The sequence below is a fragment of the Halomonas sp. EF61 genome, assembly GCF_040147045.1.
In the GTDB taxonomy this organism is placed as follows: Bacteria; Pseudomonadota; Gammaproteobacteria; order Pseudomonadales; family Halomonadaceae; genus Halomonas; species Halomonas litopenaei.
The window spans coordinates 595,368-620,869 of the sequence record NZ_JAMSHM010000003.1 but is presented as its reverse complement, the minus strand read 5'-3'; the positions used below and the strand labels follow the sequence as shown (position 1 = coordinate 620,869).

Sequence of the window (25,502 nt, the reverse complement as noted above, 5' to 3'; positions counted from 1 at the left end):
TGTTGTAATTGCCAGTCGGGCGCCTTGGTCAATGTTGTAAGCGCCGGCTAGTCAATGTCCTGCATCAACATAGTGAGGTGTCGCGTTTAAACACAATCGAAATTGTGACAGCACCCATGCGAGGAACGAATATGGGCCCGGGGAGCGTGTCCTCAAGGAGCAGACAAGCGCTGAGCGACGAGAAGGTGGCGCAGACGGGAAAGCAAGGGAAAATAGAGGAGCTGAGGTAGCCGGCGGAGGCGAGTGAGGTAACCGCAAGTGCAAGCGCCCCCGAACGCGATTCGGGGGCGCGAAAGGGCAATCGACACAGCGCCGGGGCGACAGTGGTGTCCAGGGTCGCCTGGCGGTCAATCGGTCAGTTCAGACCAGCCGTCACTGCTGGGGCGGGCAGACGCGATCGATACGATAGAGCTGGGCGACCTGATCCAGGCCGTGGACGCTGCATTCCAGGTCGGTGACGCGACCGTCGCTGAGGCCATAGACCCAGCCGTGTACCGACAGCGCCTGGCCGCGCTGCCAGGCACGCTGGACGATCTTGGTACGACACAGCGTCTTGACCTGAGACTTGACGTTGAGCTCGCACATGCGGTCCACCTGCTCGTCCAGCGGCAGATGCTCGAGTTCCGAGCGATGCATGCTGTAGAGTTCGCGTACGCTGTGCAACCAGTTGTCCACCATACCGTTCTCGCCGCCGGTGACCGCAGCGCGCACGCCGCCACAGTTGTAGTGGCCGACGATCATGATGTGACGTACCTTGAGCACGTCCACCGCGAACTGCACCACCGACAGGGCGTTCATGTCATTGTGGTAGAGCAGGTTGGCGACGTTACGGTGGACGAACACCTCACCCGGGGGAAGGTCGATGATCTGGTTGGCCGGCACGCGGCTGTCGGAACAACCGATCCATAGATACTCCGGGCTTTGCTGCTGAGCAAGGCGGGCAAAGAAATCAGGGTCTTCCTGGCAGATTCTGTCGGCCCAGGCCCGATTATTGGCGAGCAGATTGTCGATATCACTCATGAACTTTCCCCGTGCAAGCAGTGGATGGCTAAAGTGGTGCATGTTTTTACCCCCCTCGGTCAAGGTGGTCAAGCACCCTCCCGTGGTAGCCAGCCCGCTGGTATCATGGGAAGGTTTCCCATCCTGGTGGGCCTCGAGGCAGGTCCCTGGTAGGCCAGGCCCCTAATGATCCGAAAGCGGTCCCGACAACAAGGGCCCCAGCAACAGAATCAGGAGACGCAAGTGTCACAATTCGACTATGACCTCTTTGTCATCGGTGCCGGCTCCGGTGGTGTCCGCGCTGCCCGTACCGCGGCGGCAACCGGGGCCAGGGTGGCCGTCGCCGAGGATCGCTACCTCGGCGGTACCTGCGTCAACGTGGGCTGCGTGCCCAAGAAGCTCTACTCCTACGCCGCACACTTCCACGAGGCTTTCGACGACGCTCGCGGCTTCGGCTGGCAGCTCGACCAGGCGCCGAGCTTCGACTGGGCGACCCTGCGCGACAACAAGATCGGTGAGATCAAGCGACTCAACGGTATCTACGGCAAGCTGCTGGACAACGCCGGGGTGCGCCTGATCAACGGTCGCGCCAAGGTGGTGGACGAACACCGTGTCGAGGTTGGCGGCGAGACCATCAGCGCCGAGAAGATCCTGGTGGCGGTGGGTGGCTGGCCCTGGGTGCCGCCGTTCCCCGGCAGCGAACTGGCCATGAACTCCAACCAGATCTTCGACCTGGACGAGTTTCCCAAGCGCTTTCTGGTGCTTGGCGGCGGCTATATCGCCGTGGAGTTCGCCAGCATCTTCAACGGCCTGGGCGCCGACGCCCACCTGCTGTATCGAGGCGAGCTGTTCCTGCGCGGCTTCGACCAGGAGGTGCGCGAGTTCACCCGCGACGAGATGGCCAAGAAGGGCGTCAACCTGCACTTCAACACCAACATCGAGTCCCTCGAGAAGGTCGAAGGCGGGATCAAGGCCACCCTGACCAACGGCGAGACCCTTGAGGTGGATGCGGTGCTGTCCGCCACCGGCCGCAAGCCCCATCTTGAAGGCCTGGGCCTGGACCAGCTCGACATCGCGCTCAACGAGAACGGCTCCATCCAGGTCAACGATCGCTTCGAGACCTCGGTGCCCTCGATCCTGGCGCTGGGCGACGTGACCGGCGGTCCTGAGCTGACGCCGGTGGCCCTGGCCGAGGCCATGCATCTGGTTGCACACCACTACGGTGACGCGCCCAAGGCGCCGATGAACTACGACAACATTGCCACAGCGGTGTTCTGTCATCCCAACATCGGCACCGTTGGCCTGTCCGAAGAGAAGGCCCGCGAGGTGTGCAAGGCAGTCCGCGTCTACAGTGCCGACTTCCGTCCCATGAAGCACACCCTGTCCGGCAGCGATGAACGCTGCCTGATGAAGCTGATCGTCGACGACGAAAGCGACGTGGTGGTAGGGGCGCACATGGTCGGCGAGGAAGCCGGTGAGGTGATCCAGGGCATCGCCATCGCGGTGCGTGCGGGCCTGACCAAGGCAGATTTCGACGCCACCGTAGGCATCCACCCGACCGGCGCCGAAGAGTTCGTCACCATGCGCACGCCGACCCGTACCTGACGACGACAGTCAGAAACCGGCCGACGCCAGAAAGGGCACCTGTGGGTGCCCTTTTTTGTGGCCTTTTCTCGCCGATCCGAAAGGGCCGACTATACTGCTTCAGGCGGACGAAATCGTCTCGTTGGAGAGGCAATCGATTACGCCAAAGGGATAGGGGAGGTGAGCGGCAGTGATCGCTCCGAGCCGCCATGAGACGTGGCCTGGCGCTACTCGCATAATTTTTTTTTATGCTTCCAGGGGTTAAGAATAATCCAGATTTTGAAATGTCATACTCGACTGTTATAATGCTTGTCCAAATTCGCTACAGCGAAGCATAACGAACATGACCGCAAGCACTGAGCCCTTCACACCATCAGCCGACCTCGCCAAGCCTACGGTGGCGGACGCGGTGGTGGGTCACGAAGCGGCGCCGCTGTTTATTCGCAAGTCCACTCCCGAGGATGGCTGGGGCATCTACGAGCTGGTCAAGTCCTGCCCGCCCCTGGACGTCAACTCCGCCTACGCCTACCTGTTGCTGGCCACCCAGTTCCGTGACAGTTGTGCCGTTGCCACCAACGAGGAAGGCGAGATCGTCGGCTTTGTCTCCGGCTACGTGAAGTCCAATGCTCCGGACACCTACTTTCTATGGCAGGTCGCGGTGGGCGAGAAGGCCCGCGGTACCGGCCTGGCCCGCAGACTGGTCGAAGCCATCCTGACCCGCCCTGAATTTGCCGAGGTCCACCACCTCGAGACCACCATCACACCGGATAACCAGGCTTCCTGGGGCTTGTTCCGCCGCCTGGCCGATCGCTGGCAGGCGCCGTTGAACAGCCGCGAGTACTTCTCTACCGACCAATTGGGTGGAGAGCACGATCCGGAAAACCTGGTGCGCATCGGTCCCTTCGACACGACGCGTATCTAACGGCTTCCAGGGTGGTGACAGGGCGCCAGCGTCCGTCGCCACCGATACCCGATAACTTCCCCTACGAACCCGACAGGAGGTCGCAATGCAGACCCAGATCCTCGAACGCATGGAATCCGAAGTTCGTACCTATTCCCGTTCCTTTCCGGTGGTCTTCACCAAGGCGCAGAACGCTCGCCTGACCGACGAGGAAGGCCGCGAGTACATCGACTTTCTGGCCGGTGCCGGCACCTTGAACTACGGCCATAACAACCCGCACCTGAAGCAGGCGCTGGTCGACTATCTGGCCACCGACGGCATCATCCACGGTCTTGATTTCTGGACCGCCGCCAAGCGCGACTATCTGGAGACCCTGGAAGAGGTGATCCTCAAGCCGCGTGGTCTCGACTACAAGGTCCACCTCCCGGGGCCGACCGGCACCAATGCCGTCGAGGCTGCCATTCGCCTCGCTCGTGTGGCCAAGGGTCGTCACAACATCGTGACCTTCACCAATGGCTTCCACGGCGTAACCATGGGAGCGCTGGCCACCACCGGCAACCGCAAGTTCCGCGAGGCGACCGGCGGTATTCCGACCCAGGGTGCAGCCTTCATGCCCTTCGATGGCTACATGGGTAGCGAGACCGATACCCTGGACTACTTCGAGAAGCTGCTCGGCGACAAGTCCGGCGGTCTCGACGTGCCCGCCGCGGTCATCGTCGAAACGGTCCAGGGCGAGGGCGGCATCAACGTGGCCGGCCTGGATTGGCTCAAGCGTCTCGAGGGCATCTGCCGCGACAATGACATCCTGCTGATCATCGATGATATCCAGGCGGGCTGCGGTCGCACCGGCAAGTTCTTCAGCTTCGAGCACGCCGGCATCACACCGGACATCGTCACCAACTCCAAGTCGCTGTCCGCACTCGGCCTGCCGTTCGCCCACGTGCTGATGCGCCCGGAGCTCGACAAGTGGAAGCCGGGTCAGTACAACGGTACCTTCCGTGGCTTCAACCTGGCCTTCGTCACCGCTACCGCTGCCATGCGCAAGTACTGGAGCGACGATACCTTCGAGCGTGACATCCAGCGCAAGGCGCGGATCGTGGAAGAGCGCTTTCAGAAGATCGCCGCCTGGCTCAGCGACAAGGGGTATCCGGCATCCGAGCGTGGCCGCGGCCTGATGCGCGGCATCGACGTGGAAAGCGGCGATATCGCCGACAAGATCACCGCCAAGGCCTTCGAGAACGGCCTGGTGATCGAGACCAGTGGCCAGGACGGTGAGGTGGTCAAGTGCCTGTGTCCGCTGACCATCACCGACGAGGATCTGATCGAAGGTCTCGATATCCTCGAGCGCAGCACCCACGAGGCGCTAAGCTGAAACAGGATACGCCCGCAGGCTATCTGCGGGCAGGCGCCAGCAGCAAGGTGCCGCTGATCCTGCCCTGAGCAATATGTAAAGCGAGGGCTCGCCCTCGCTTTTTCTGCGGACGCCACCAGCGCTCGAAGCCTCGCACAGGGCCTTTCGATGCCCGGCACCGCCGACGCCCCCGACACCCGACAACGGAGAATTCGATGATCGTTCGCAACCTGGAAGAAGCCCGTCAGACCGACCGCCTGGTAAAGGCAGAGAACGGTAACTGGGACAGCACCCGCCTGATGCTCGCCGATGACGGCGGTCAGTGTTCCTTCCACATCACCCGTATCTTCGAGGGTACCGAGACCCACATCCACTACAAGCATCACTTCGAGGCGGTGTTCTGCATCGAGGGCGAAGGCGAAGTGGAGACCCTGGCCGACGGCAAGATCTGGCCGATCAAGCCGGGCGACATCTACATCCTGGATCAGCACGACGAGCACCTGCTGCGTGCTTCCAAGACCATGCACCTGGCCTGCGTGTTCACTCCGGGCCTGACGGGCAAGGAAGTGCACCGCGAAGATGGCTCCTACGCGCCCGCCGGCGAGTAAGGGCGTCCCGCCAGGATTGAACAGGAACTCGCTTCCCGCACCCGACAACGGCGCCCCTTGGGGCGCCGTTGTCGTATCTGGCCAATCGACCGAAGTAATCGCAGGACGAACGGAGTAGTCGCAGGACGCTGGAGGTAGACGTCACGGGAAGAGCAGCAGGGTACGTGGGGGCATAGGAGGCAGGTACGTCAAAATTGTGCCCAAAAGTTCGTAGTGCTTCCTATACTTTGCAGCAAACTTCTCAATGGAACCGTCCCCATGGCCATTTGTCGCCCCCGACTCCTGACCTCCGGTATGTATCACTACCTGCTGGCAGCGCCGATCCTTGGTGCAGCACTGCTGGCCCCAGCGACGGCTCATGCCTCGGAAGGTGGCAGCAGCATCTATGTACCGGGCGCCTATAACGACTTTGCCGCAGGCTTGGCCCCGCCACCCGGGGTCTATGCGCGCAACGACCTGGTGCGCTACGAGGGCGATATCGGCGCGCGCCCCCTGGGCGGGCGGCTGTCGGCGGGTCTCGACCAGACGCTGTGGTTCAACCTGCTTAAGCTGACCTGGGTGACCGACGTCGAGTGGCTCGGTGCCACCTACATCGCCGGGATCAATCTTCCCTACGTGTTTGACGTCAGCGTCGATCTCGAGGCCAGCATCCCGGGCCAGGAACGCTTCAACACCGGAAGCAACAGCGGCTTCGGTGATCCGTACCTGGTGCCGGTCGCCCTCAACTGGGCCAACGGGACTCACCACACCACGGCGGCGGTGGGCATCAATATTCCGGTGGGGCGCTACGACGAGGATGATCGGATCAACCTGGGGCGGCACTACTGGTCGATCGATCCCACCATTACCTACAGTTGGCTGCCCGAAAGCGGATGGGACCTGTCGATGACCGCGGGCATCCTGTTCAACTTCAAGAACGATGCCACCGACTACACCACCGGCGACGAGTTTCACCTGGACGTGCTGGCGGCGAAGTACCTGACGCCAAGCTTCGGACTGGGTCTGGCCGGGTACGTTTACGAGCAGCTCGAGTCGGACTCGGGCCCGGTACCGGATCGCCTGGAAGATGGTTTTCGCAGTAGCGGGGCAGGAGTAGGGCCGGCCTTCATGAAGAGCGTCTCACTGGGCCAGGCGCCGGTCACCTTGATCGGCAAGTGGCTTCACGATGTGTCATCCGAAAATCGCTTCGATGGCGATACGGTGTCGCTGTCGGCGGCCTGGGCCTTCTAGCCACCTCCCGACCAGCGCCCGATCCGATGATTCGGGCGCGCCGCCTCGATCCTTCCCCCGAACGAATCTCCACCATGTTCTCGGGCGCTCAGCGGCGCCCGATTCTCCCGTTGTTCTGCATCGATATTGTGCGCTGAATGTCTTTATCAGCCGAGGCCTTGCACGTCCCACGAGACTTCCTGTCGCCTATGCAGCTCATGCTGCACATGGACACAGCGGGCCACGCGTCACGCCAAAAAGTGACAGCATTTTACAAATAAACTGCCGCTGCAACGGGGCGTCTTTGCACCAGGAACAGGTTTCGGACAGATCGTTATTGCCCGCGAATAAAGAGCTTTTCCGAAAAATGTCGATCATGCTGGCCGCCTTGGCTAACGCACCTCGACAGAGGCATTGCACTTTAGTCAAAAAGTGTCAGGAAGGGGTTGCAGCCAGGAAGTCCTCTCTTCTACTTTGTCATACATAGTATGCCATGGTTTCCAGAAAACGGCTCAGGCCATCGCCATGTGATGGCAGTACGAGAGGGCCGGACACTTGCCCAACCGGGTATGACAACAACGCCAACAAGGTCAACCAGAGGACTCGCCATGAATCCCGCCGCTTCACGCAAGCTCACCCGCGCCATCCATCTTGCCGGCCTGGCCGCGACCACCGCCTTGCTGGCAACGCCAGCCCTGGCCGAACAGTGGCGCGGCTGGAACATTCATCCTCCCGAGTACCCCAACAGCATTGCGCTGGAGACCTTCGCCAAGGAGGTGGACGAGCGAACGGAAGGGCGCATCACGCCAAAGGTCTATCACAACGCCGTGCTGGGGGATCAGCCCGATGCCATCGAGCAGACCCGCAACGGTGCTCTGGATTTCGGCAACTTCAACATGGGCCCCATGGGTCCGATGGTGCCGGCTGCCAACGTCCTCTCGCTGCCCTTCATCTTTGAAAGTGAAGAGCGCATGTACGAACTGATGGATGGCGAGATCGGCGAACGCTTCGCCGCAGCGATGGAGGAGCAGGGCCTGGTCGCGCTGGGTTGGTTCGGGGCAGGCTCGCGCAGCCTCTACAACACCGACCATCCGGTCGAGACTCCGAAAGATGTCGAGGGCATGAAGGTCCGGGTCATGAACAACGACCTCTACGTCGACATGATCGATGCGCTGGGTGGCAACGCCACCCCCATGGCCTACGGTGAGGTCTACCAATCGCTGACGACCGGAGTGATCGACGGCGCCGAGAACAACTTCCCGTCCTACGAATCCAGCGGCCACTACGAGGTTGCCGGCTACTACTCGCTGACCAACCACCTGGTCATTCCCGAGTGCCTGTGCATGGCCCGCAGTACCTGGGACGAGCTGTCCGAAGAAGACCAGGCGGCGGTCCGGGAGGCCGGGCAGGTCGCCACCGAGCAGCAGCGTGAACTGTGGGAAGAGCGTACCGCGGCCAGTCGGCAAACGGCGCTGGATGCAGGCGTCGAGATCAATGAGGTTCCGGACAAGTCAGAATTCCAGGCGCTGATGCTACCGGTCTATGAGGGCTTTCTTGCCGAGAACCCGGACCTGGCCTCGCTGGTCGACGACATTCGCGCGGCTCAGGCCGACTGATCCCATTGATACGAGAGCCCCGTCCCCGGTGCCGGGGGCGGGCGGGGAGGCTGATGCGTGAACGCACCCACCGACACCTCTGACGTCGGGTCCGAGCAAACCGAGTCAGAGCAAGAGGGCGCCACGGTACGCCGTGGTGCCTTTCCTCCGGCATCGCCGGAGTCACGAAGCATACGCTACAAGCGTGAAACACCCAGCCGACTGGACCGCATCCTCGACAGTATCGCCCATGGTTGCATCATGGTGGCCGGGGTGCTGCTGGTGTTGCTGATCATCACCTTTGGCTGGCTGGTATTTGGCCGCTACGTGCTCAATGACACCCCCACCTGGGTCGAGCAGACGGCGCTTCTGAGCGTGGCCTACATCACCTTTCTCGGCGCCGCTGCCGGCGTTCGTCACAACAGCCACCTGTCCATCGACCTGCTGCGCGACAACATGCCGGCGCCCATCAAGGGTCTGATGCACCATCTGGCGGATCTGTTCGTGGTGGCCTTTGGCGGTTTCATGGCCTGGCAGGGCTGGCAGTTGATGATGACCAACCTGGCACGACCTATCCCGATGCTCGGACTCTCCGAAAGCTGGCGTGCCGCGCCGCTGGCGATCTGTGGTGCGCTGATGGTGCTGTTCGCTGTGGCCAACATCGTCAAGCGGCTTGGCGGCCGGCACAACCCGACCCAGGAGGACTGAGCATGGGACTCGCTATCGTTTTTGGACTCTTTGCCCTGGGACTGGCCGTCGGCGCTCCGGTGGCCTTTGCGGTAGGACTGGCAGCAGTAGGGGGCTTTCTCTACGAGGGACTGCCGCTGTTCGTGGCATTCCAGCGCATCCTCTCGGGCATTTCGGTGTTTTCCCTGCTGGCCATTCCGTTCTTTATCTTCGCCGGCGAGCTGATGCTGCACGGCGGTATTTCCCAGCGCCTGGTGCGCCTGGCCTCTGCCGCAGTGGGCCGAGTGCGCGGAGGGCTCGGGGTGGTCAATGTGACCTCTTCGATGCTGTTCGGCGGGATTTCCGGTTCCGCGGTGGCGGACACCTCAGCGCTCGGCTCCATCCTGATTCCGGTGATGAAGGAGAAGGGCTACGACGCGGACTACGCGGTCAACGTGACGGTGACCTCGTCGGTGGCCGGGGTGGTGATTCCGCCCAGCCACAACATGATCCTCTACGCCGTGGCGGCCGGTGGCGGCCTGTCCATCACCAAGCTGTTCATGGCGGGCATCGTGCCGGGCATCCTGATGTGTGGCCTGCTGGCCCTTGCCGCCTATCTGGTAGCGGTCAAGCGTGGTTACCAGGGCGAACGCTTTCCGGGCTGGCAGGCGCTGGCGATCAGCTTTGCCGCCGCACTGCCAGGGTTGCTGACCGCGGTCATCATCGTGGGCGGCGTGCTGTCTGGCGTGCTGACGGTGACCGAGTCAGGCGCCTTCGGGGCCATCTACGCCATCGTCGTCACCGCGCTGGTCTATCGCGAGCTGCACTGGGCATCGTTCAAGCAGGCGGTCTACCAGTCGGTGCGCACCACCGCGCTGGTGATGATCCTGGTCGGCTGCGCCTCGGCGTTCTCCTATCTGCTCGCCCTCTATAGCGTGCCGGAGTTGCTGTCCAACACGCTGCTCGGGATCACCGACAATCCGCTCGCCATCCTGCTGATGCTGAACCTGATCCTGCTGGCACTCGGCATGATCATGGACATGGCGGCGCTGATCCTGATCTGCACGCCGATCTTTCTGCCGATTGCCGCCCAGTTCGGCATGGATCCGATCCAGTTCGGCATCATGATGATGATGAATCTGGGGCTGGGGCTGTGCACGCCGCCGGTGGGTGCCTGCCTGTTTGTCGGCAGCGTGGTCGGCAAGATCAAGATCGAACAGACCGTTCGCACCATCTGGCCGTTTTACCTGGCGTTGTTCGGCGCCCTGATGCTGGTGACCTACGTTCCGGCACTGTCCATGGCGCTGCCCAACATGCTGGAGTGATGGCGACCATGCCAAGCCCCCTTCGACGAGGCGTCACACGCCGCTGACCACCTACAGGAAAAGAGGCACACCGATGAAGATCGCCAGGGTCGAGACCCATCTGCTGGATCATCCCCTTGAACAGGCCTTCGAAAGTGCTTCCATGCGCTTCGAACGCCGCCAGCACTGCCTGGTGGAGATCACCTGCGAAGACGGCACCGTCGGCTGGGGGGAGTGCCTCGGTCCGGCCCAGGCCAACGCCGCGGTGGTGGCCACCTACGCCGACACCCTGATCGGCGCCAACCCGCTGGAGCATGAAAGACTGTGGCTCGTGCTCTACAACCGGCTGCGTGACCAGGGCCAGCGGGGGCTGACCATGACCGCCCTCAGCGGCATCGACATCGCGCTGTGGGACATCAAGGGCAAGCACTACGGTGCCAGCGTGTCGGAGCTCTTGGGAGGGCGTTTTCGCGAACGCGTCCAGGCCTACGCCACCGGCTCCTTTCGTCGCGATGGCGTGGACCGGGTCAGTGATATCGCCGCGGAGGTGGCGGGCTACGCCGAGGAAGGCTTTCACGGGGTCAAGATCAAGATCGGCTTCAACGTCGAGGAAGATCTTCGGGTCATCGCCGCCGTGCGCGAGGCCATCGGTCCCGATCGGCGTCTGATGATCGATGCCAACCACGGCTATGACCTGCTGGAGGCCCTCGAGGTCGGCAAGCGGGCGGCGGCTTTCGACGTCGACTGGTTCGAGGAACCGGTACTGCCGGAGCAGATTCATACCTATCGCGCGGTGCGCGATGGCCAGCCTCTACCGGTCGCCAGTGGCGAGAACTGGCATGGCCGCTACGCCATGCAGGAGCCGCTGGCCAGTCGCGCCATCGATATCTGCCAGCCCGACATATGCGGCGTCGGCGGCTTCACCGAGATGCGGCGCGTCGTGGATATGGCGGCGCTTCATGGCGTGCGTCTGGTCCCCCATGTGTGGGGCACCGCCGTGTGCATCGCCGCCAGCCTTCAGGCCATGGCGGCGCTGCCGCCCAATCCGCCCAGACGTGAGCCGATCGAACCCATCATGGAGTTCGATCGGACCCACAATCCCTTCCGCCAGGCCATTGTTACCCAGCCGCTGGAGCATCATCAGGGCTGGGTCGGTATCCCCGACGGCCCTGGACTTGGCATCGAGATCGATCGCGACGCCCTGACACGTTTCGCCCTCAAGGAGACAAGACAGTGATACCGGCCAATACCCGTCCGCTGGAAGGGCGCGCGCCCAGGCTGAAGGCGCCCGCCGGCGCCACCGATTGCCATGCCCACCTGTTTCTGGAAGGCTTCGAGGGACACCCGCAGGCCGCACCGATCAAGGAGCTCGCGACCCTCGAGGACTTCAGGCGCTATCAGCGCTGGATGGGGCTCGACAGGGTGGTCGTGACCCAGTCCAACGCCTATCAGTTCGACAATGGCGCCTTGCTTGCATCACTCGACCAACTGGGCCTGGACAAGGCCCGCGGGGTCGCCGTCGTCAGTCCTGACACCCCAGTGGAAACCCTCGAAGACTGGCATGGCCGAGGTGTTCGCGGCGCACGCATCATGAACCTGGGCGGAGGCGCCATGCCGTTGGCTCGCCTGCCCGAGGTCGAGCCGTTGATCGCGCCCCTGGGGTGGCACCTGATGGTGCAGTTCAATGGCCGCGAGCTCGACCAGCACCTGCCGATGCTGGAACGTATCGAGTGCCCGTACATCATCGATCATATCGGCAAGTTCATCGATCCGGTGCCGGCCGATGATCCTCGCGTCGACGCCATTCTCAGGTTGCTCGATCGCGGCAACGCCTGGTTCAAGATCTGCGCCGGTTATGAAACCAGTCTGAGCGGAGGGCCCGACTACGACGACGTCGGCGCCATCGCCCGGCGGGTCATCAACCACGCCCCGGAGCGCATCCTCTGGGGCAGCAACTGGCCCCATGTTGGTGTCCCGCGAGATCAGTATCCAGACGACCCTGACCAGCTCGACGTACTGCTGGCCTGGGCCAATGAGCAGCAGCGCCAACGCATCCTGGTCGACAATCCCGCCGAACTGTACGGCTTCGGTCGCTGAAGGCGCGTATCACGAGACACGAGACACGACACACGAGAAGGAATTCTGACATGTTGAATCGACTGCTGGTCACCGGCGCCGCCGGGGGCCTGGGCACCGCTCTGAGACCTCATTTGAGTCGCCTGGCAAAGAAGGTCCGGCTGTCCGACATGGTCGCCGTCGACCAGGACGTGACCCACGACACCCGCCATGAAGAGATCGTCACGGCAGACCTGACCGACGTCGATGCTGTCGCTCGCCTGGTGGAAGGCTGCGATGGTGTTATCCACCTGGGCGGTGTATCGGTGGAGCGTTCCTGGCAGCAGATCCTGCCGGCCAACATCATGGGCACCTATCACCTCTATGAGGCGGTGCGCCGTCATGACAAGCCGCGGGTGGTATTCGCCAGTTCCAACCACGTCATCGGCTTTTACCCACAGCATCAGCGGCTGGACGCCAAGGTGCCGAAACGCCCGGATTCGCTCTATGGCGTGTCGAAAGGCTTCGGCGAGGACCTCGCCAGCCTGTACTTCGACAAGTTCGGGGTCGAGACCCTGGCGGTGCGTATCGGCTCCTGCTTTCCCGAGCCCGCCGATGCCCGCATGATGGCCACCTGGATGAGCGTCGAGGATTTTGTGGCGCTGCTCGAGCGCGCCTTCTGCGTCCCTGAACTGGGCTACACCGTGGTCTACGGCGCCTCCAACAACGCCGAACAATGGTGGGACAATCGCGAAGCAGGCTTTCTGGGCTGGGTGCCCAGGGACAGCTCGGAACCCTGGCGTGCCGAGATCGAGGCCAGGGGAGGGCGGCTGGCTCCCGATGACCCTTCGGTGCGCTTCCAGGGCGGCAAGTTTGCAGGCCAGGGCCACCCTGACGATGAATAGCCACTGAATCGTCGCGGAAAGCCACCAGGCATCCGTCTCCGGCACTGGCAGAGGGACAGAGGGACAGAGGGATAGAGGGATAGAGGATCGAGCAGCCTGACACCGGGGACCTGACGCCATCGCCTTGATACACTGGCGTCCTGATAGTCAGTGCTGATATACAGCCCTGATAAATAGCCCTGAAAAGTAGCCCAGTGATAGCGCTTTGCGGCACGTCGCGTCATCGCCACGCGAACTGAAGAGGAATCGACCATGGCAGCCAAGCCAGCACCCCGCACGGAACCGGCACCGCTAAACGTCAAGAAGCTGACGCGTGAAGGCAGTCTGTCGATGAACGTGGCCGACCAGCTGGAAGGTCTGATCACCGCCGGAACCATCGCCGTCGGCGAGAAGCTGCCGACAGAAAGCGGCCTGTGTGATTCCTTCGGTGTCAGCAGGACGGTGATTCGCGAGGCGGTGGCTCACCTCAAGTCGCTGGGCCTGGTCGAGGCACGGCGTGGCGTCGGCACCACGGTGATCCGGGCCGCACCGGCCGAGGCCATGCCCGCCAAGCGGATTCGCCCGACCACCGTCGAAGATATCCTGCATGTCATCGAGCTGCGGCTTAATCTGGAGCCTGCGGCGGCAGCACTGGCCGCCGAGCGCTTCGAGGCCGACGACGAGACTCGCCTGCGTGATACCCATGCGGCCTTCGTCAAGGCCCGTCAGCAGCGTAGTCAGGCTCGCAACGAGGACTTCGAGTTCCACCACGCGATTGCCAGGGCCACCCACAATCCGTTCTTCCCTCAGGCGCTGGAGCAGCTCAACCTGAGCGCGATTCCACGCTCGAAGCTCGCGACCAGCGAGGTCAATACCGACTCCACCAGCACCTATCTCAAGCGCGTGGAAGCCGAGCACCAGGACGTTCTCGACGCCATCCTGTCACGCGACCCCGACGCCGCCAGAGCCGCCATGGCGCGCCACCTGGAACGCGCCCGGGAGACCTACCAGCGGTTCAAGGAGAAGGGTTGAGTCAGTGCCGGCCGCCAGTACGTCAGTTGTCATCGGTTGACGCAGTCCGCTCGACAGGACTGCCAGTTCGATGATCTAAATCCGTTGGGCTCGGTGGGAAGCTACCGCCGAGTTCGAGGTAAGTTCGAGGTAGATAAGGACAGCGATTGACGCGGGGTTCAGGTGACAAGAGCCTGTTATCAGCCTTCACAAGCTCTCATGACTCATGGTTCGCATAATCTATATTATGTTAAATGCGGTATTTGCCGGTTATCCCGAACAAGCCTCCGCGCTCTGCATCATCCCTATCGATGGACGTTAATGATCCGTGCCGGCTTTCTGTCCCATCCATTTCTGCCCCATCCACCCGGCTCCCCTCTGTTAACACGCTCATCGCCGCTTGCACCTCTGGAGGTTCAGGATAGAAACGCCGGATCATACGTGACCTCCCCGGTCGGCACGGCATTGCGGTCACCAAACGGCAGCGCCAGAAAAAACTCAGCCGGCACTTGGGCGAGCCATAGCCCCGGATGTCGCGAAAAGCCGAAGCGCCCGTAGTACTCGGGCTCACCCAGCACGACCACACCAGCGGCGCCTTGCTCTTGCATGCGCCCAAGTCCTTCGCGGATCAGGCGTGCGCCGATGCCCTTGCGCTGACATGCCGGCGCTACTGCTACAGGGCCAAGCCCAAACCAGGCTGTCGCCTGGCCATCGATCAGCACCGGTGACAGACACAGATGCCCGACGATCATGCCCTGGTTGTCCGCCACCAAGGACAGCGTTAGGCGTTCGCTTGCCCTCAGCGCCCTGACGATCAGGTGATCGGTAGGCCTTGCGCCCGGTGCGTGCTGGGGATGGCCGTCGAAGGCCGCAAGGATCAATGCTTCGATGGCGTCGTGATCCCTTGGAACTTCTTCACGAACAATCATTGGCGATCTCCGATGGCGTGCACATACCCAAGACCGACACGGTTGCCGCCGCCAACAGGTTCGAACCAAGGCTACCTGGGGGCGAACTCACGCTCGATCTCACGTTCGATTTCACATCGTGCCACACCGTCGTCTGAAACCCGTCCTCCGGCATCCAGGCAGGCGTCCTGGAGATGCCAGAGCTGGTAGCGGCTTCCTGCGTAGAACCCCATGACGAGTCCGGCGACCAGCGCCGTGGTGACGATAATCGCTATCGTGCGTCTTCCCTGACGATGTCTGGCTGCCATGGTGATGTCCGGATAGAAAAGATCTTGCTGACCGACGGTGATCAGTCGCCCAACGCTTCCAGCACCAGTTCGGCCACGCGTCGGCCCGAGGCTGGATTTTGCCCGGTGACCAGCCGCTCATCGACTACGGCGAATGGCTCCCAGGCGCGATCCGCCTTCAAATAGAGCCCGCCACGCTCGACAAGCTCCGTTTCGGTAAGAAACGGCACGATGTCGTCGAGCTTGGCCAGGTGCTCCTCGTGATTGGAAAAGCCGGTCACCTTCATGCCCTTGATCAGGAATTCCCCATCATCCCGGGTCACATTGAGCAAGCCCACGGCACCGTGACACACAGAGGATACGATACCGTCTGCCTCGTAGATGTCCCGACACAGGAGTTGGAGCGTCTCGTTGCCCGGAAAGTCCCAGATGACCCCATGCCCGCCCGCCAGATAGATTGCCCGATAGCCCGCTGCGTTGACCTCGTCCAGGGCCAGCGTCGTACCCAGGCGGTTCATGAAGTCCTTGTTCTGATAGTAGTCCCAGTCAATCGCCTCGGCGGCCGCCAGACTGTGGGGATCGATGGGCGTATAGCCCCCCTTGGGGCTTGCGATGTCGCAGGTCCAGCCAGCCTGTTCGATATGATCGATGAAATGCACGGCTTCACCTAGCCACAGACCCGTGGCTCGATCATGATTGGGATACTTGGCGTGACTGGTCACTACCACAAGAATCTTGTTATCCATGGCGAGGGCTCCGACGAGAACGTTGAACCTTGTAGTCGACTCTGTCGCTATCTTGTTGCGTTATTGTAGTCAGCCTCGTGCTAGCTTCAGCAAAGCACGAAAGGTTCTGCATAGTAGAAGTGGAATGCCCAAGGGCGCGTATAGGGACTTGTGTAGCCGACAATACTCAGGCAACTCCTTGGTTCTATTGTCCCGATTCCTGATGAGGTAGATATGAGCCCCGCCCAGTAGACACCCTAGCGCTTTTCCAGGGGTGCGGGCTCGGGATTGTAGGCGGTTCTCAGCAGTACAGCGGAGCACCTGAGGCGTGATCAACCCGGCCCCAGCATGGACAGCGCTGGCGTCGCTCCTTATCATCGCTTCAATTTGTCTCGTTCGATGGGCTTCTTCGGGAGCGATCTTTGCGAGTCTCACCATTTTTGTCGATGCCGATACAAGGACGCTAGCGTCATGCCCCTCCGACCGACTTGTTTTCTTTCCTTGGCCGCCGCCGCGATGCTCGGTGGCTGTGCACTGGCACCGGTCGACGCTCCGCCTCCCCCCGAACCTCTCACGCCTTCGGAATTCCACGCCGAGATCCGAGGGCTCGAGACTCGCCTGGCGGGACGCTGCGACCTGACCCACGACATGCTCAGTGAACAGGCGGCGCAGGATCGCCGCATGACCGCCGATATCCGCGAAGTCGGTAGCCTGCTGCGCGGCGTACGCCAGGATCTGGCCGGGCTCGAGCGCGGCAGCGCGGAGCCCGGTCCTCGGACGACGCAGTGTGAGGCCAGCACCGAATCCGGTATTGACAACAAGGAACTGCTGGGACGCAGCGAGTGGGTTGGCTTGCCCGATGTGGGCACCTATCTGAAGGCGCGGATCGACTCCGGGGCCAATACCTCATCGCTGTCCGCTACCGATGTCACCACCTTCGAACGGGATGGTGACGAATGGGTGCGCTTCAAGCTGGGCCTCAATGAAGAAGATTCGGTGGTCGAGGCCGTGCGCGATGAATGGATCGAGGCACCGGTAGAACGCAAGGTGACCATCGTCCAGGCCAACGGTGAAGAAAGCCGCCCCGTGGTCAGCCTGCTGATGACCCTCGGCCCGCTGCGTGAACAGGTCGAATTCACCCTGAACGACCGCACCCACCTGAGCTATCCCGTCCTGCTTGGCCGTCGTTTCCTGTTGGATATCGCCGTCATCGACGTGGCACGCCACTACCTGCACGACCGTCCCGAATTCCCAGGAGGGGAATCGGCCAGCGAAGCCGCCGACGAGGAAGCGGCCGATCGTGATGATCAGGAACAGCCCTGAGATAACGCTGTGTGCCGACGCCCCGGGGCGTCGGCCTTTCGCTCCCGATTAAGGAAGACCCATGTCCAGACTGCCCTTTTATCTGATCGTCGCCCTGCTGATGGTGGTTGGCATCGCGATGAGCATTCACCGCCACGTGGAATTCGAGGTCCCCTGGACGCCGGGTGAACAGCGCCAGGTCTGGGAAATCGAGGCTCAGGTCACCTTCGATGGCCAGGGCGAGCCGGCCAAGGTGGACATGGCCCTGCCCTCCTCTCAGGCCGGTTTTCGGGTGCTGACCGAGCACACCGCCTCGCCGGGTTATGGCCTGGCGTTCCTGCAGGAAAACGGCGCACGTCGCGCCGAGTGGTCCACCCGCGAGGCGGTGGGCGATCAGCGCCTCTACTACACCGCCCAAGTACTGGTGACCGAAGGTGCCCGCAAGGCAACTGCTCCGCCCCCGCCGCCGCCGGTGACCGATGTCGCCTGGGAGCGTCCCTACGACACCGCCGCCCAGCAGGTGATCGACCGCGCCTGGGCACGCTCGTCCGACGCCTTTACCTTCGCCCGTGAATTGCTGAGCGAATTCGCCGATGACCGCCAGGGGGAAAATGCCAGGCTACTGCTGACCCAGTTCGATCGTGTGCCGCTGGCCGTGCGCCTGTTGAACCAGGCCGGCGTTGCCGCCCGTGAGGTCAATGGCCTGATGCTCGACAGCGGCCGTCGGCGCCAGAGCCTGACCTCGTGGATACAGGTCTATGACGGCGACAAGCGCGCACTGTTCAATCCGGCCACCGGCGAACAGGGCAAGCCCGACAACCTGTTGATGTGGGAAAGCGCTGGCAATGCCGTGCTCGAGGTGGAAGGCGGTCGCGATTCACGTATTTCCTTCTCCATGCTGGTACGCAACCAGCCCGCCGCGGCGGCAGTACGTAGCCAGCTCGCCGAGGACAGCGACACCCTGCTCAACTTCTCGATCCACAGCTTGCCGCTCGAGGAGCAGGCGCTGTTCCAGACCATCCTGCTGATCCCGATCGGTGCGCTGGTGGTGGTGCTGCTGCGCGTGCTGATCGGCATCAAGACGTCCGGTACCTTCATGCCGGTACTGATTGCCCTGGCCTTCATCCAGACCACCCTGCTCACCGGCCTGGTCGGGTTTCTGCTGGTAGTGGCCGTCGGTCTGGTCATACGCAGCTATCTGTCACACTTGAATCTATTGCTGGTGGCCAGGGTGACGGCGGTGATAATAACGGTGATAGCGATCATCTCGATCTTCACCGTGCTGTCCTATCGCTTTGGCCTCAATGCGGGCCTGACGATCACCTTCTTCCCGATGATCATCCTGTCCTGGACCATCGAACGGATGTCGATCCTGTGGGAAGAAGAAGGCCCCAAGGAGGTGCTGATCCAGGGCGGGGGCAGCCTGCTGACCGCGGTACTGGCCTATCTGGCGATGAACAATCCTTGGATTCGCCACATCACCTTCAACTTCCTCGGCCTGCAGCTGATCCTGATGGCGCTGATCCTGCTGCTGGGCAACTACACCGGTTACCGGCTGCTCGAACTGCGTCGTTTCAAGCCGGTCACGGAGGACTGAGCCATGCTCAACTGGACCAGTCCCGGCAAGCTCAAGGCCAAGGGCATCATCGGCATGAACCGGCGTAACATCCGTTACATCGGTCGCTACAACAGTCGCAAGCTGTATCCGCTGGTGGATGACAAGCTCAAGACCAAGCTGCTGGCACAGGAATACGGCATCACCACGCCGGAGCATATCGGCACGGTGTCGACCCAGTTTAGTGTCAAGCACATCAGCGAGATGCTGGCGGGCCACAACGGTTTTGTGATCAAGCCGGCCAAGGGCAGCGGCGGCAAGGGCATCCTGGTCATCGAGCGAGTCGAGGGCAAGCACTTCATCAAGCCCAGCGGCGCTGAGCTGGATATCGAGGATGTCGAACGCCACGTCTCCAATATCCTTTCGGGGCTCTATTCGCTTGGGGGCTCCCCGGACGTTGCCCTGGTCGAGGGGCTGATCAACTTCGATACCACCTTCGCTGCCTATACCTACGAAGGGGTGCCGGATATCCGTGTCATCGTGTTCAAAGGCTACCCGGTGATGGCGATGATGCGGCTGTCCACCGCCGCCTCCGACGGCAAGGCCAACCTGCACCAGGGTGCGGTGGGCGTCGGTATCGATATCGCCAGCGGGCGCGCCGTGCGAGGCGTCCAGTTCGATCGTTCGCGCACCGATCATCCCGATACCGGCCACGAACTGGCCAGCCTGCAGATCACTGGCTGGACCACCCTTCTTGAGCTCGCCTCCGGCTGCTACGAGATGACCGGGCTTGGCTATCTCGGCACCGATATGGTGCTCGATCGTGACCGCGGCCCCATGTTGCTCGAGCTGAACGCCCGCCCTGGCCTGGCGATCCAGATGGCCAATGGCGAAGGCTTGCGGCGACGCCTCGATCTGATCGAGGCTCAGACCGAGGAGCGCAGCGCTGCCGAGCGGGTGGCCTTCGCCCAGCACCACTTCGCCCGCCAGGGCGAGCTGCAGGAAGCCCCGGCAGAAGCCATTTGACAGTTTCGCGTGCCTGGCCCGCCGGCGGGCCAGCGCGTAGACTAGGTTGCCGCTTCGTGAATATTGGACCCCATGACCGAAACCGCCCTGCTACAACAGGCTGAAGCTCACTGCGCACATCGTGGCGTGCGCTTCACCCCCATCCGGCGACGTGTACTGGAACTGATCGGTGAGGCCAGTGGCGGCCTCAAGGCTTACGATCTGCTGGATCGGCTAGCCAAGGATCACGCCGCCGCGCGCCCCCCGACGGTGTACCGTGCGCTGGAGTTCCTGATCGAACAGGGGCTGGTACATCGCATCGAGTCGCTCAATGCCTACGTCGCCTGCCCCTGCCCCGAGCATGCACATCGCTTCCAGCTGCTGATCTGCCGTGACTGCGGGCGCGTCGAGGAATTGCACCTCGACGAGATCAACGAGCAACTGGCAAGCCGTGCCAGGACGCTGGGCTTCCAGGTACAGCGCCAGACCATCGAACTGCTTGGCCTGTGCCAGGCCTGCCAAGGCGGCAACAACGATGGTGCCGAGGAGCGTGCCGACGCCAACGCTGATCCAGTCAATACAGCCTCTTCCACCCCCAAGGACGCCACCTGAGCCCCATGACCGACCTGCTCAAACGCCTCGAGCGCGAACCCTGCGATAGCCGTCATTCTCTCGAAGAGGTGCTGGCCAATGTGCGATTCAACGGCGATGGCCTGCTGCCGGCCATCGCCCAGCAGCACGATAGCGGCGAAGTGCTGATGATGGCGTGGATGAACCGGGAGGCGCTGGAGGAAACGCTGCGCACTGGCCGGGTATGCTACTACTCCCGCTCCCGCGCCAGGTTGTGGCGCAAGGGCGAGTCTTCCGGCCAGCAGCAGCATCTCAAGAGTGCGTCGCTGGACTGTGACGGCGATACCCTGCTGCTGCAGGTCGAGCAGACCGGTCCGGCCTGCCATACCGGCCGTCGCAGCTGTTTCTATCTGTCCCTGGAAGCGGACAGCGCCCGCATCAACAGCGCTGCGCTGATCGATCCCGATGAGCTCTACACCAAGGGATCCTGAGTCACCGGCGACGGCCGGGGCTGACAGCGGCCGTGGTCGCGATGATCGATCGCCCCCCGCGCAGGAGCCATCACCCCGGGCGCGCGGACCGAAGCGCTGGCTGGCATGGCCGTTACTGGCGCTGATTCGCCTCTACCAGGGTGTCATCAGCCCATTGCTGGGCCCACGCTGTCGCTACTGGCCAAGCTGCTCGCACTACAGTCACGAAGCCATAACGGTTCACGGTCCGATACGGGGCGGTTGGCTAGCGCTCAAGCGTATTCTGCGCTGCCATCCTGGCGCCAAGGGCGGCATCGATCCTGTGCCTGGCGGGCCCAGCGAGAGGCTGTGCCGCCAGGATCCGGAGCTCGACGAGCGGTTTGAGGTGCGCGGCGACAGCGACTCGAGATCAGCGGACTGACGCGGGCGCCTCGTCGACGCCCAGGGTTCAAGCGTCAGGCAGCTTCCTGCTCCGCGACGCGATAGATGCGCTCGAGCATGGCGTTGAGGCCATTGCTGCGGGTCGGCGACAGGTGCTTGTCGAGGCCCAGGTCCTTGAGAAAATGCGGACTGGTGGCGAGGATGTCGCTGGGCTTTCGATCGTTGTAGATGCGCATCAGCACGGCGATCAGCCCTGACACGATGGCGGCGTCCGAGATGGCGGCAAAGTGCAGGGTGTCGCCCTGGCGCTCGTGGTGCATCCACACATTGGACTGACAGCCCTGAATCTTCAGCTCGTCACGCTTGTGCTCATCGGGGAAGGCCGGCAATGCCTTGCCCATGTCGATGATGTACTGATAGCGGTCCATCCAGTTGTCGAACAGTTCAAACTCTTCCAGCAGCTCCTGCTGGGCCTGTTCTGCGGTACTCGTCGTGGTCATGGTGACTCCCTAGAATGCTGCCAGGATTATACCTGCCAGGCCCCGCCGTCGTCCTCCCCCGGTCAGCCCCGGTTCGGAGAACCCGGCCAGCGTCATGCTAGAATTCGCCCTGAGCGGGTGACAACGGAGCACTCGCTGTCGCTCGCCACCTAAGCTACGCAAAGAGATAGACATGCAAGCGCCAGACCCCCAAGGACAGGGCCCGCATCGCGCACGTGATAGACGACTCGATGCACTGGAAAAGGAGCTCGACCAGTACCTGGGCTCGTCACGGGCCGGCAAGACCGGCACGCCGGCCTCCGAGCGAGGCCTGACGCAGCAGCAGCTGGAAGAGATCATCGCTCACCTGGCCGCCCAGCGGCGGGCCAAGCGAGCGGCCATCCTTACCAATCTGCTGGATCTGGCCGATCGCGCGGGCACCACCGTCGGCGCGCTTTCGCTGATTGCGCTGTTCTTCGCCGACAAGGATAGCTCGGGGGCGACGCTGGTGGTGGCCAGCACGGCCAAGCCGCTTTGGGGCGCCTTCGTTGGCTTTGGCCTGGCACTCGTGGCATCCTATGCCAAGGCCCTGCTCACCTGGAGGGACAAGTGATGACATTCCATATCGCCATGCTGATCATGCTGGGCGCCACCTTGGCGCTGGCGGTGGCCGCCTACCGACTCGACCGTGGTTACAAGTCCGACGTCAAGGCGCTCACCGAGCACGCCAATCGTTATATCGCCCGAAAGCGCGGCCCCCTCGAGCACTAGGCTTGCCTGGTTGGCTCCATTAGCGGGCTCCACTGGTGGGCTCTGCTAGCCGCCCTCAGCCAGAAACCTGTCCAAGGGGCTGTTTCTTCATTCCTTATTCTCCCCCATCCCTTTCCCCCATGTTGCCCCTTCTGCCTGGCCAAGGCCGTGCAGCGACTGCTGGCGATGCCATTCCTCGTCTTCGGTGTGAAGGTAGCGTGACGTCGTCTCCAGGCGTGAGTGACGTGCCGACTGCGCCAGATAACGAAGCTCCACGCCCGCCTGGGCCTGATGGGTCAGAGCGGTATGCCTGAGCCAGTGCGGCGTAGCCTGTCGTAGCCGTGCCACCGCCTGGGGATCCCCGCCCTGCTCTTCCAGGCAGCCCGCGGCCTGACTGAAGGTCGTGCGTATTAGTCGGTACAACTGGTTGTCACCCAGCGCGGTCTTTCCATCCAGGCGTCTCAACAGTGGCGCCGGGGCTCCGGCGGGATCTGCCGGCTCGCCGTAGAGCGTCCGCGCCTCCCGGACCAGCTCGATCATGTCGGGCGGCACCGGAATCTCGGCAAACTTGCCGCCCTTGCCGACCACCTGCCACCACCAGCGCCCTTCCCGCCTCACCAGGTCCTCCATGCGCGCCTGGCTCATCTCGTTGATCCGCGGGGCCAGCAGGTAGGCAAAGCCGAACACCAGCCGCCGCCTGGTCCAGAGAAATCTGGCTCGTCGGTCGGCACCTGGCTCCAGTGGCTCATTGAGCCAGGCCCACAACCAGTCCCACAGCGGACGCTCCAGATAGCGCTCGACACGCCGCTGGCCATTGTTGAGGCGCCTGCGCTTGTCGCGCATCAATCGAAACGGGTTGCGCGACAGCCAGCCCGCCTCCACCAGCCAGGCCATCATGCCTTGCAGGATCACCAGGCTCTGGCGTCGACTTGCCGGCGACAGTGGGCCACGAAACGGTCGCCAACGAGGATCCTGACGCGGCCTGACCGGGCCTACCCACTGCTCACGGGGGCGCGGGTCGGCGAGAAAGGCCTCGAACTCATCAAGGTGACCCCGGGTCATCTGGGTCAACGAAAGGCGGCGCTCTTCAAGCCACAGCAGCAGCCGCTCGGCCTCGCGGCGGTAGGCGCGCTGGGTCTGCGCACTGCCAGCGTATTCGGCAAGCCAGTGGGCCACCGCCTGCCAGTCATCTTCCGCCTCGATCAGGGCCTGCGGGGACGACGAAGACGGTAATTCGCCCTCGACCAGGGTGCCCCCCGGCGTTCTGCCGACGACCGCCCTGCCGTCCTGTGCCGGTACTGTGGGATGGTTACTCATGCATTGTCACACCTTGAATCCACATCAGACCAAAGACACCTTTTTCATGGATGATCGCTGAAGTTGTAGTGCTTTTCGCGTCCTTTCCTGTCGCAGCACGCGTGATATCACGCGCCGCCTTTGTTCTACTCTCTGGCTCTGGCCACGCCATTTGCCACCCCCTCTCGCTACACCCGGGCCTCTATGCGCCCTTATGCGCCCTCTCCCCTTTGAATACTGCAGCTGTAGGAGCAAAAACTCAAGATAAGGCGCGTAATCTTGATTTATTGTCGAATATCATAAATATTTCTACGTATTTACGATTTATGTAATTACACGTACTATCGCCTTTGCTTAATGGAAATGATGGCTGGCGGCATCAGCCGCCCCCTCACGGAGCAGGCAGGGGTTCGCAGGAATGTGAGCACCGCTCACATGACGACGCCGCTAGGCAGTGCCAACGGGTGTCACAGAAAGCGAACCGGAGCATGGCGAGCGAGGGGGCATTCAGGCATGATCAGCCGCTGGCGGAATCGACCACCGCACAAGGAGAGCTTCATGGCCCGTACCGGGATCACCTACGACGACGTTCAACGAGCGGTGGATACCCTGCTCAAGCAGCAGGAAGCCCCCAGCGTTCAGAAGGTCCGAGAGATACTCGGCACCGGCAGCTTCACCACCATCAGCGAACATCTGCGCGAATGGCGTTCACGCCGGGAAGAGCGACGAGACGTTCCGCCCCCCCAGGGGATGCCCGTGGAGCTTCAGGGACTGGCCGAAGAGCTCTGGAGCAAGGCCCAGGAGGCAGCGGCGGAAAACCTGGCCCACTATCGCCAGGAGGCCGATCGCAACGTGGAAGGCGCGCTTGAAAAGGTGGCCGCCGCCGATCGTCGAGCCGAGGACGCCGAACAGCGCGAAAGCGCCCTGTCGGCCCATCTGTCATCCATGGAGCAGCGCCTGCAGGAGGCGGCCTCGGAATCGGCAAGGCTGGCGAGCGCCAATCAAGCGCTGGAGCAGCAGCTCATCAAGGAAGGCGAGCGCGCCACCCAGCTCGAAGCTCAGCTTGATCGTCTGCAGCAGGACAAGGAGCGTGAAGGCAGGGAGTACCAGCAGGCGCTGGATGACCAGCAGAAGCAGCATCGCGAACGCCTGGCCCAGGAAGAACAGCGCCACGAGGCCGCCGAGGCGCGGCTGATGGCCATGCTGGATGAGGCACGCCAGGAACGACAAAGTGCGGAAAAGGCCCATGCCCAGCGGCTCAAGCAGGCCGATCAGCGCCAGGAGGTGTTGCAGCAGCAGCTTCAGGCACTTCGGGGCGAACTGTCAGAAGAGGAAAAGCGCCACCGCGAGACGCAGATGGAACGCTCGCGAGCCGAGGAGAACCTGCGCGCTCGAGGCCACGAGGTAGACCTGCTCAACGAGCGTATCGAAGAGCAGAGGCGCCTGCTGGCGAATCAGTCAGAGCGACTCAAGGCCCTCGAGGCCAAGCTGGACGAGAAAATCTGGGCGCTGGCCAGGCAACAGCGCGAACGCCCCGATGACAACGAAGGCACATCCAGCGGAAACGCCAAACAACAGACCTCTTCGCCCTAGGGCAGCGCCTCCAG

At 62.6% G+C, this 25,502-nt stretch carries 27 protein-coding genes; 21 read left to right on the top strand and 6 right to left on the bottom strand.

The features are described from left to right. Positions 1–372: 372 nt before the first annotated feature. The gene (gene can, locus NFI08_RS17655; RefSeq protein WP_045992064.1) at positions 373–1,020 is read right to left on the bottom strand and encodes a carbonate dehydratase; all 648 of its coding nucleotides are present in this window, start codon (positions 1,018–1,020) and stop codon (positions 373–375) included. A 222-nt stretch (positions 1,021–1,242) separates the two neighbouring features. Here can and gorA point away from each other — a divergent pair, with 222 nt between their 5' ends. The 12 genes from gorA to NFI08_RS17595 all read left to right on the top strand — a co-directional run bounded on the left by gorA (position 1,243) and on the right by NFI08_RS17595 (position 14,188). Continuing rightward, positions 1,243–2,604, top strand: coding sequence for a glutathione-disulfide reductase (gene gorA, locus NFI08_RS17650; protein ID WP_239452524.1), 1,362 nt, complete (start codon positions 1,243–1,245; stop codon positions 2,602–2,604). A 322-nt stretch (positions 2,605–2,926) separates the two neighbouring features. Then, entirely contained in the window at positions 2,927–3,505 is a 579-nt protein-coding gene (gene ectA / locus NFI08_RS17645) for a diaminobutyrate acetyltransferase (protein ID WP_045992066.1), read from the top strand. 85 nt (positions 3,506–3,590) lie between these two features. Beyond that, the gene (ectB, locus tag NFI08_RS17640) at positions 3,591–4,856 is read left to right on the top strand and encodes a diaminobutyrate--2-oxoglutarate transaminase (RefSeq protein ID WP_045992067.1); all 1,266 of its coding nucleotides are present in this window, start codon (positions 3,591–3,593) and stop codon (positions 4,854–4,856) included. Between the two features lie 194 nt (positions 4,857–5,050). Beyond that, entirely contained in the window at positions 5,051–5,443 is a 393-nt protein-coding gene (locus NFI08_RS17635) for an ectoine synthase (protein ID WP_045992068.1), read from the top strand. Positions 5,444–5,701: 258 nt separating this feature from the next. Beyond that, positions 5,702–6,673, top strand: a complete 972-nt coding sequence (locus NFI08_RS17630) for a SphA family protein (protein WP_052704298.1) — start codon at positions 5,702–5,704, stop codon at positions 6,671–6,673. Between the two features lie 587 nt (positions 6,674–7,260). Then, positions 7,261–8,268 carry a TRAP transporter substrate-binding protein gene (locus NFI08_RS17625; protein ID WP_306169056.1) on the top strand — a complete coding sequence of 336 codons (1,008 nt, stop codon included), beginning with the start codon at positions 7,261–7,263 and terminating at the stop codon, positions 8,266–8,268. Positions 8,269–8,325: 57 nt separating this feature from the next. Continuing rightward, complete coding sequence (locus NFI08_RS17620; protein WP_231498708.1) at positions 8,326–8,955, top strand: TRAP transporter small permease; 630 nt, start codon at positions 8,326–8,328, stop codon at positions 8,953–8,955. Positions 8,956–8,957: 2 nt separating this feature from the next. Then, entirely contained in the window at positions 8,958–10,238 is a 1,281-nt protein-coding gene (locus NFI08_RS17615; protein ID WP_306169057.1) for a TRAP transporter large permease, read from the top strand. Between the two features lie 73 nt (positions 10,239–10,311). After that, positions 10,312–11,454: a mandelate racemase/muconate lactonizing enzyme family protein gene (locus NFI08_RS17610; RefSeq protein ID WP_306169058.1), complete on the top strand. Its 1,143-nt coding sequence runs from the start codon at positions 10,312–10,314 to the stop codon at positions 11,452–11,454. Then, on the top strand, positions 11,451–12,314 hold the full coding sequence (locus NFI08_RS17605) for an amidohydrolase family protein (protein WP_306169059.1): 864 nt from the start codon (positions 11,451–11,453) through the stop codon (positions 12,312–12,314). Before NFI08_RS17610 ends, NFI08_RS17605 begins: the two co-directional genes overlap by 4 nt. Before the next feature lie 50 nt (positions 12,315–12,364). After that, a complete protein-coding gene (locus tag NFI08_RS17600) occupies positions 12,365–13,177 on the top strand; it encodes an NAD-dependent epimerase/dehydratase family protein (protein ID WP_306169060.1) in 813 nt (270 codons plus the stop codon). Positions 13,178–13,429: 252 nt separating this feature from the next. Then, positions 13,430–14,188, top strand: coding sequence for a FadR/GntR family transcriptional regulator (locus tag NFI08_RS17595; RefSeq protein WP_306169061.1), 759 nt, complete (start codon positions 13,430–13,432; stop codon positions 14,186–14,188). A 395-nt stretch (positions 14,189–14,583) separates the two neighbouring features. Here NFI08_RS17595 and NFI08_RS17590 read toward each other — a convergent pair whose 3' ends face one another. The 3 genes from NFI08_RS17590 to NFI08_RS17580 form a co-directional block, all read right to left on the bottom strand. After that, the gene (locus NFI08_RS17590) at positions 14,584–15,096 is read right to left on the bottom strand and encodes a GNAT family N-acetyltransferase (RefSeq protein ID WP_349591073.1); all 513 of its coding nucleotides are present in this window, start codon (positions 15,094–15,096) and stop codon (positions 14,584–14,586) included. 71 nt (positions 15,097–15,167) lie between these two features. Then, entirely contained in the window at positions 15,168–15,383 is a 216-nt protein-coding gene (locus tag NFI08_RS17585) for a hypothetical protein (protein WP_349591070.1), read from the bottom strand. Between the two features lie 41 nt (positions 15,384–15,424). Continuing rightward, entirely contained in the window at positions 15,425–16,108 is a 684-nt protein-coding gene (locus NFI08_RS17580; protein WP_349591067.1) for a type 1 glutamine amidotransferase domain-containing protein, read from the bottom strand. Positions 16,109–16,558: 450 nt separating this feature from the next. On the opposite strand from NFI08_RS17580, the gene NFI08_RS17575 reads away from it, so the two are divergent. The 6 genes from NFI08_RS17575 to yidD all read left to right on the top strand — a co-directional run bounded on the left by NFI08_RS17575 (position 16,559) and on the right by yidD (position 21,410). Beyond that, the gene (locus tag NFI08_RS17575) at positions 16,559–17,410 is read left to right on the top strand and encodes an ATP-dependent zinc protease family protein (RefSeq protein ID WP_124804736.1); all 852 of its coding nucleotides are present in this window, start codon (positions 16,559–16,561) and stop codon (positions 17,408–17,410) included. Between the two features lie 61 nt (positions 17,411–17,471). After that, a complete protein-coding gene (locus NFI08_RS17570) occupies positions 17,472–18,986 on the top strand; it encodes an inactive transglutaminase family protein (protein WP_349591062.1) in 1,515 nt (504 codons plus the stop codon). A 3-nt stretch (positions 18,987–18,989) separates the two neighbouring features. After that, positions 18,990–19,970 (top strand): alpha-L-glutamate ligase-like protein, encoded by a 981-nt coding sequence (locus tag NFI08_RS17565; RefSeq protein WP_045992077.1) that lies wholly within the window; start codon positions 18,990–18,992, stop codon positions 19,968–19,970. Between the two features lie 72 nt (positions 19,971–20,042). Next, entirely contained in the window at positions 20,043–20,561 is a 519-nt protein-coding gene (locus tag NFI08_RS17560) for a Fur family transcriptional regulator (RefSeq protein ID WP_349591058.1), read from the top strand. 5 nt (positions 20,562–20,566) lie between these two features. After that, positions 20,567–21,010, top strand: a complete 444-nt coding sequence (gene hisI, locus NFI08_RS17555) for a phosphoribosyl-AMP cyclohydrolase (RefSeq protein WP_349591055.1) — start codon at positions 20,567–20,569, stop codon at positions 21,008–21,010. 100 nt (positions 21,011–21,110) lie between these two features. Beyond that, positions 21,111–21,410, top strand: a complete 300-nt coding sequence (gene yidD / locus NFI08_RS17550; RefSeq protein ID WP_197037158.1) for a membrane protein insertion efficiency factor YidD — start codon at positions 21,111–21,113, stop codon at positions 21,408–21,410. 34 nt (positions 21,411–21,444) lie between these two features. On the opposite strand, the gene NFI08_RS17545 is transcribed toward yidD, so the two are convergent. Next, positions 21,445–21,870: a SufE family protein gene (locus tag NFI08_RS17545; RefSeq protein ID WP_045992080.1), complete on the bottom strand. Its 426-nt coding sequence runs from the start codon at positions 21,868–21,870 to the stop codon at positions 21,445–21,447. A 172-nt stretch (positions 21,871–22,042) separates the two neighbouring features. Between NFI08_RS17545 and NFI08_RS17540 the strand changes: the two genes are divergently transcribed. Both NFI08_RS17540 and NFI08_RS17535 read left to right on the top strand, forming a co-directional pair. After that, positions 22,043–22,462 carry a hypothetical protein gene (locus NFI08_RS17540; RefSeq protein WP_349591051.1) on the top strand — a complete coding sequence of 140 codons (420 nt, stop codon included), beginning with the start codon at positions 22,043–22,045 and terminating at the stop codon, positions 22,460–22,462. Continuing rightward, on the top strand, positions 22,462–22,620 hold the full coding sequence (locus tag NFI08_RS17535; protein WP_156088610.1) for a hypothetical protein: 159 nt from the start codon (positions 22,462–22,464) through the stop codon (positions 22,618–22,620). The genes NFI08_RS17540 and NFI08_RS17535 overlap by 1 nt, the downstream gene beginning before the upstream one ends. A gap of 87 nt (positions 22,621–22,707) precedes the next feature. On the opposite strand, the gene NFI08_RS17530 is transcribed toward NFI08_RS17535, so the two are convergent. Continuing rightward, positions 22,708–23,916, bottom strand: coding sequence for a tyrosine-type recombinase/integrase (locus tag NFI08_RS17530; RefSeq protein ID WP_349591048.1), 1,209 nt, complete (start codon positions 23,914–23,916; stop codon positions 22,708–22,710). A gap of 537 nt (positions 23,917–24,453) precedes the next feature. Here NFI08_RS17530 and NFI08_RS17525 point away from each other — a divergent pair. Continuing rightward, positions 24,454–25,488: a DNA-binding protein gene (locus NFI08_RS17525; protein ID WP_181248715.1), complete on the top strand. Its 1,035-nt coding sequence runs from the start codon at positions 24,454–24,456 to the stop codon at positions 25,486–25,488. Positions 25,489–25,502 lie beyond the last annotated feature (14 nt).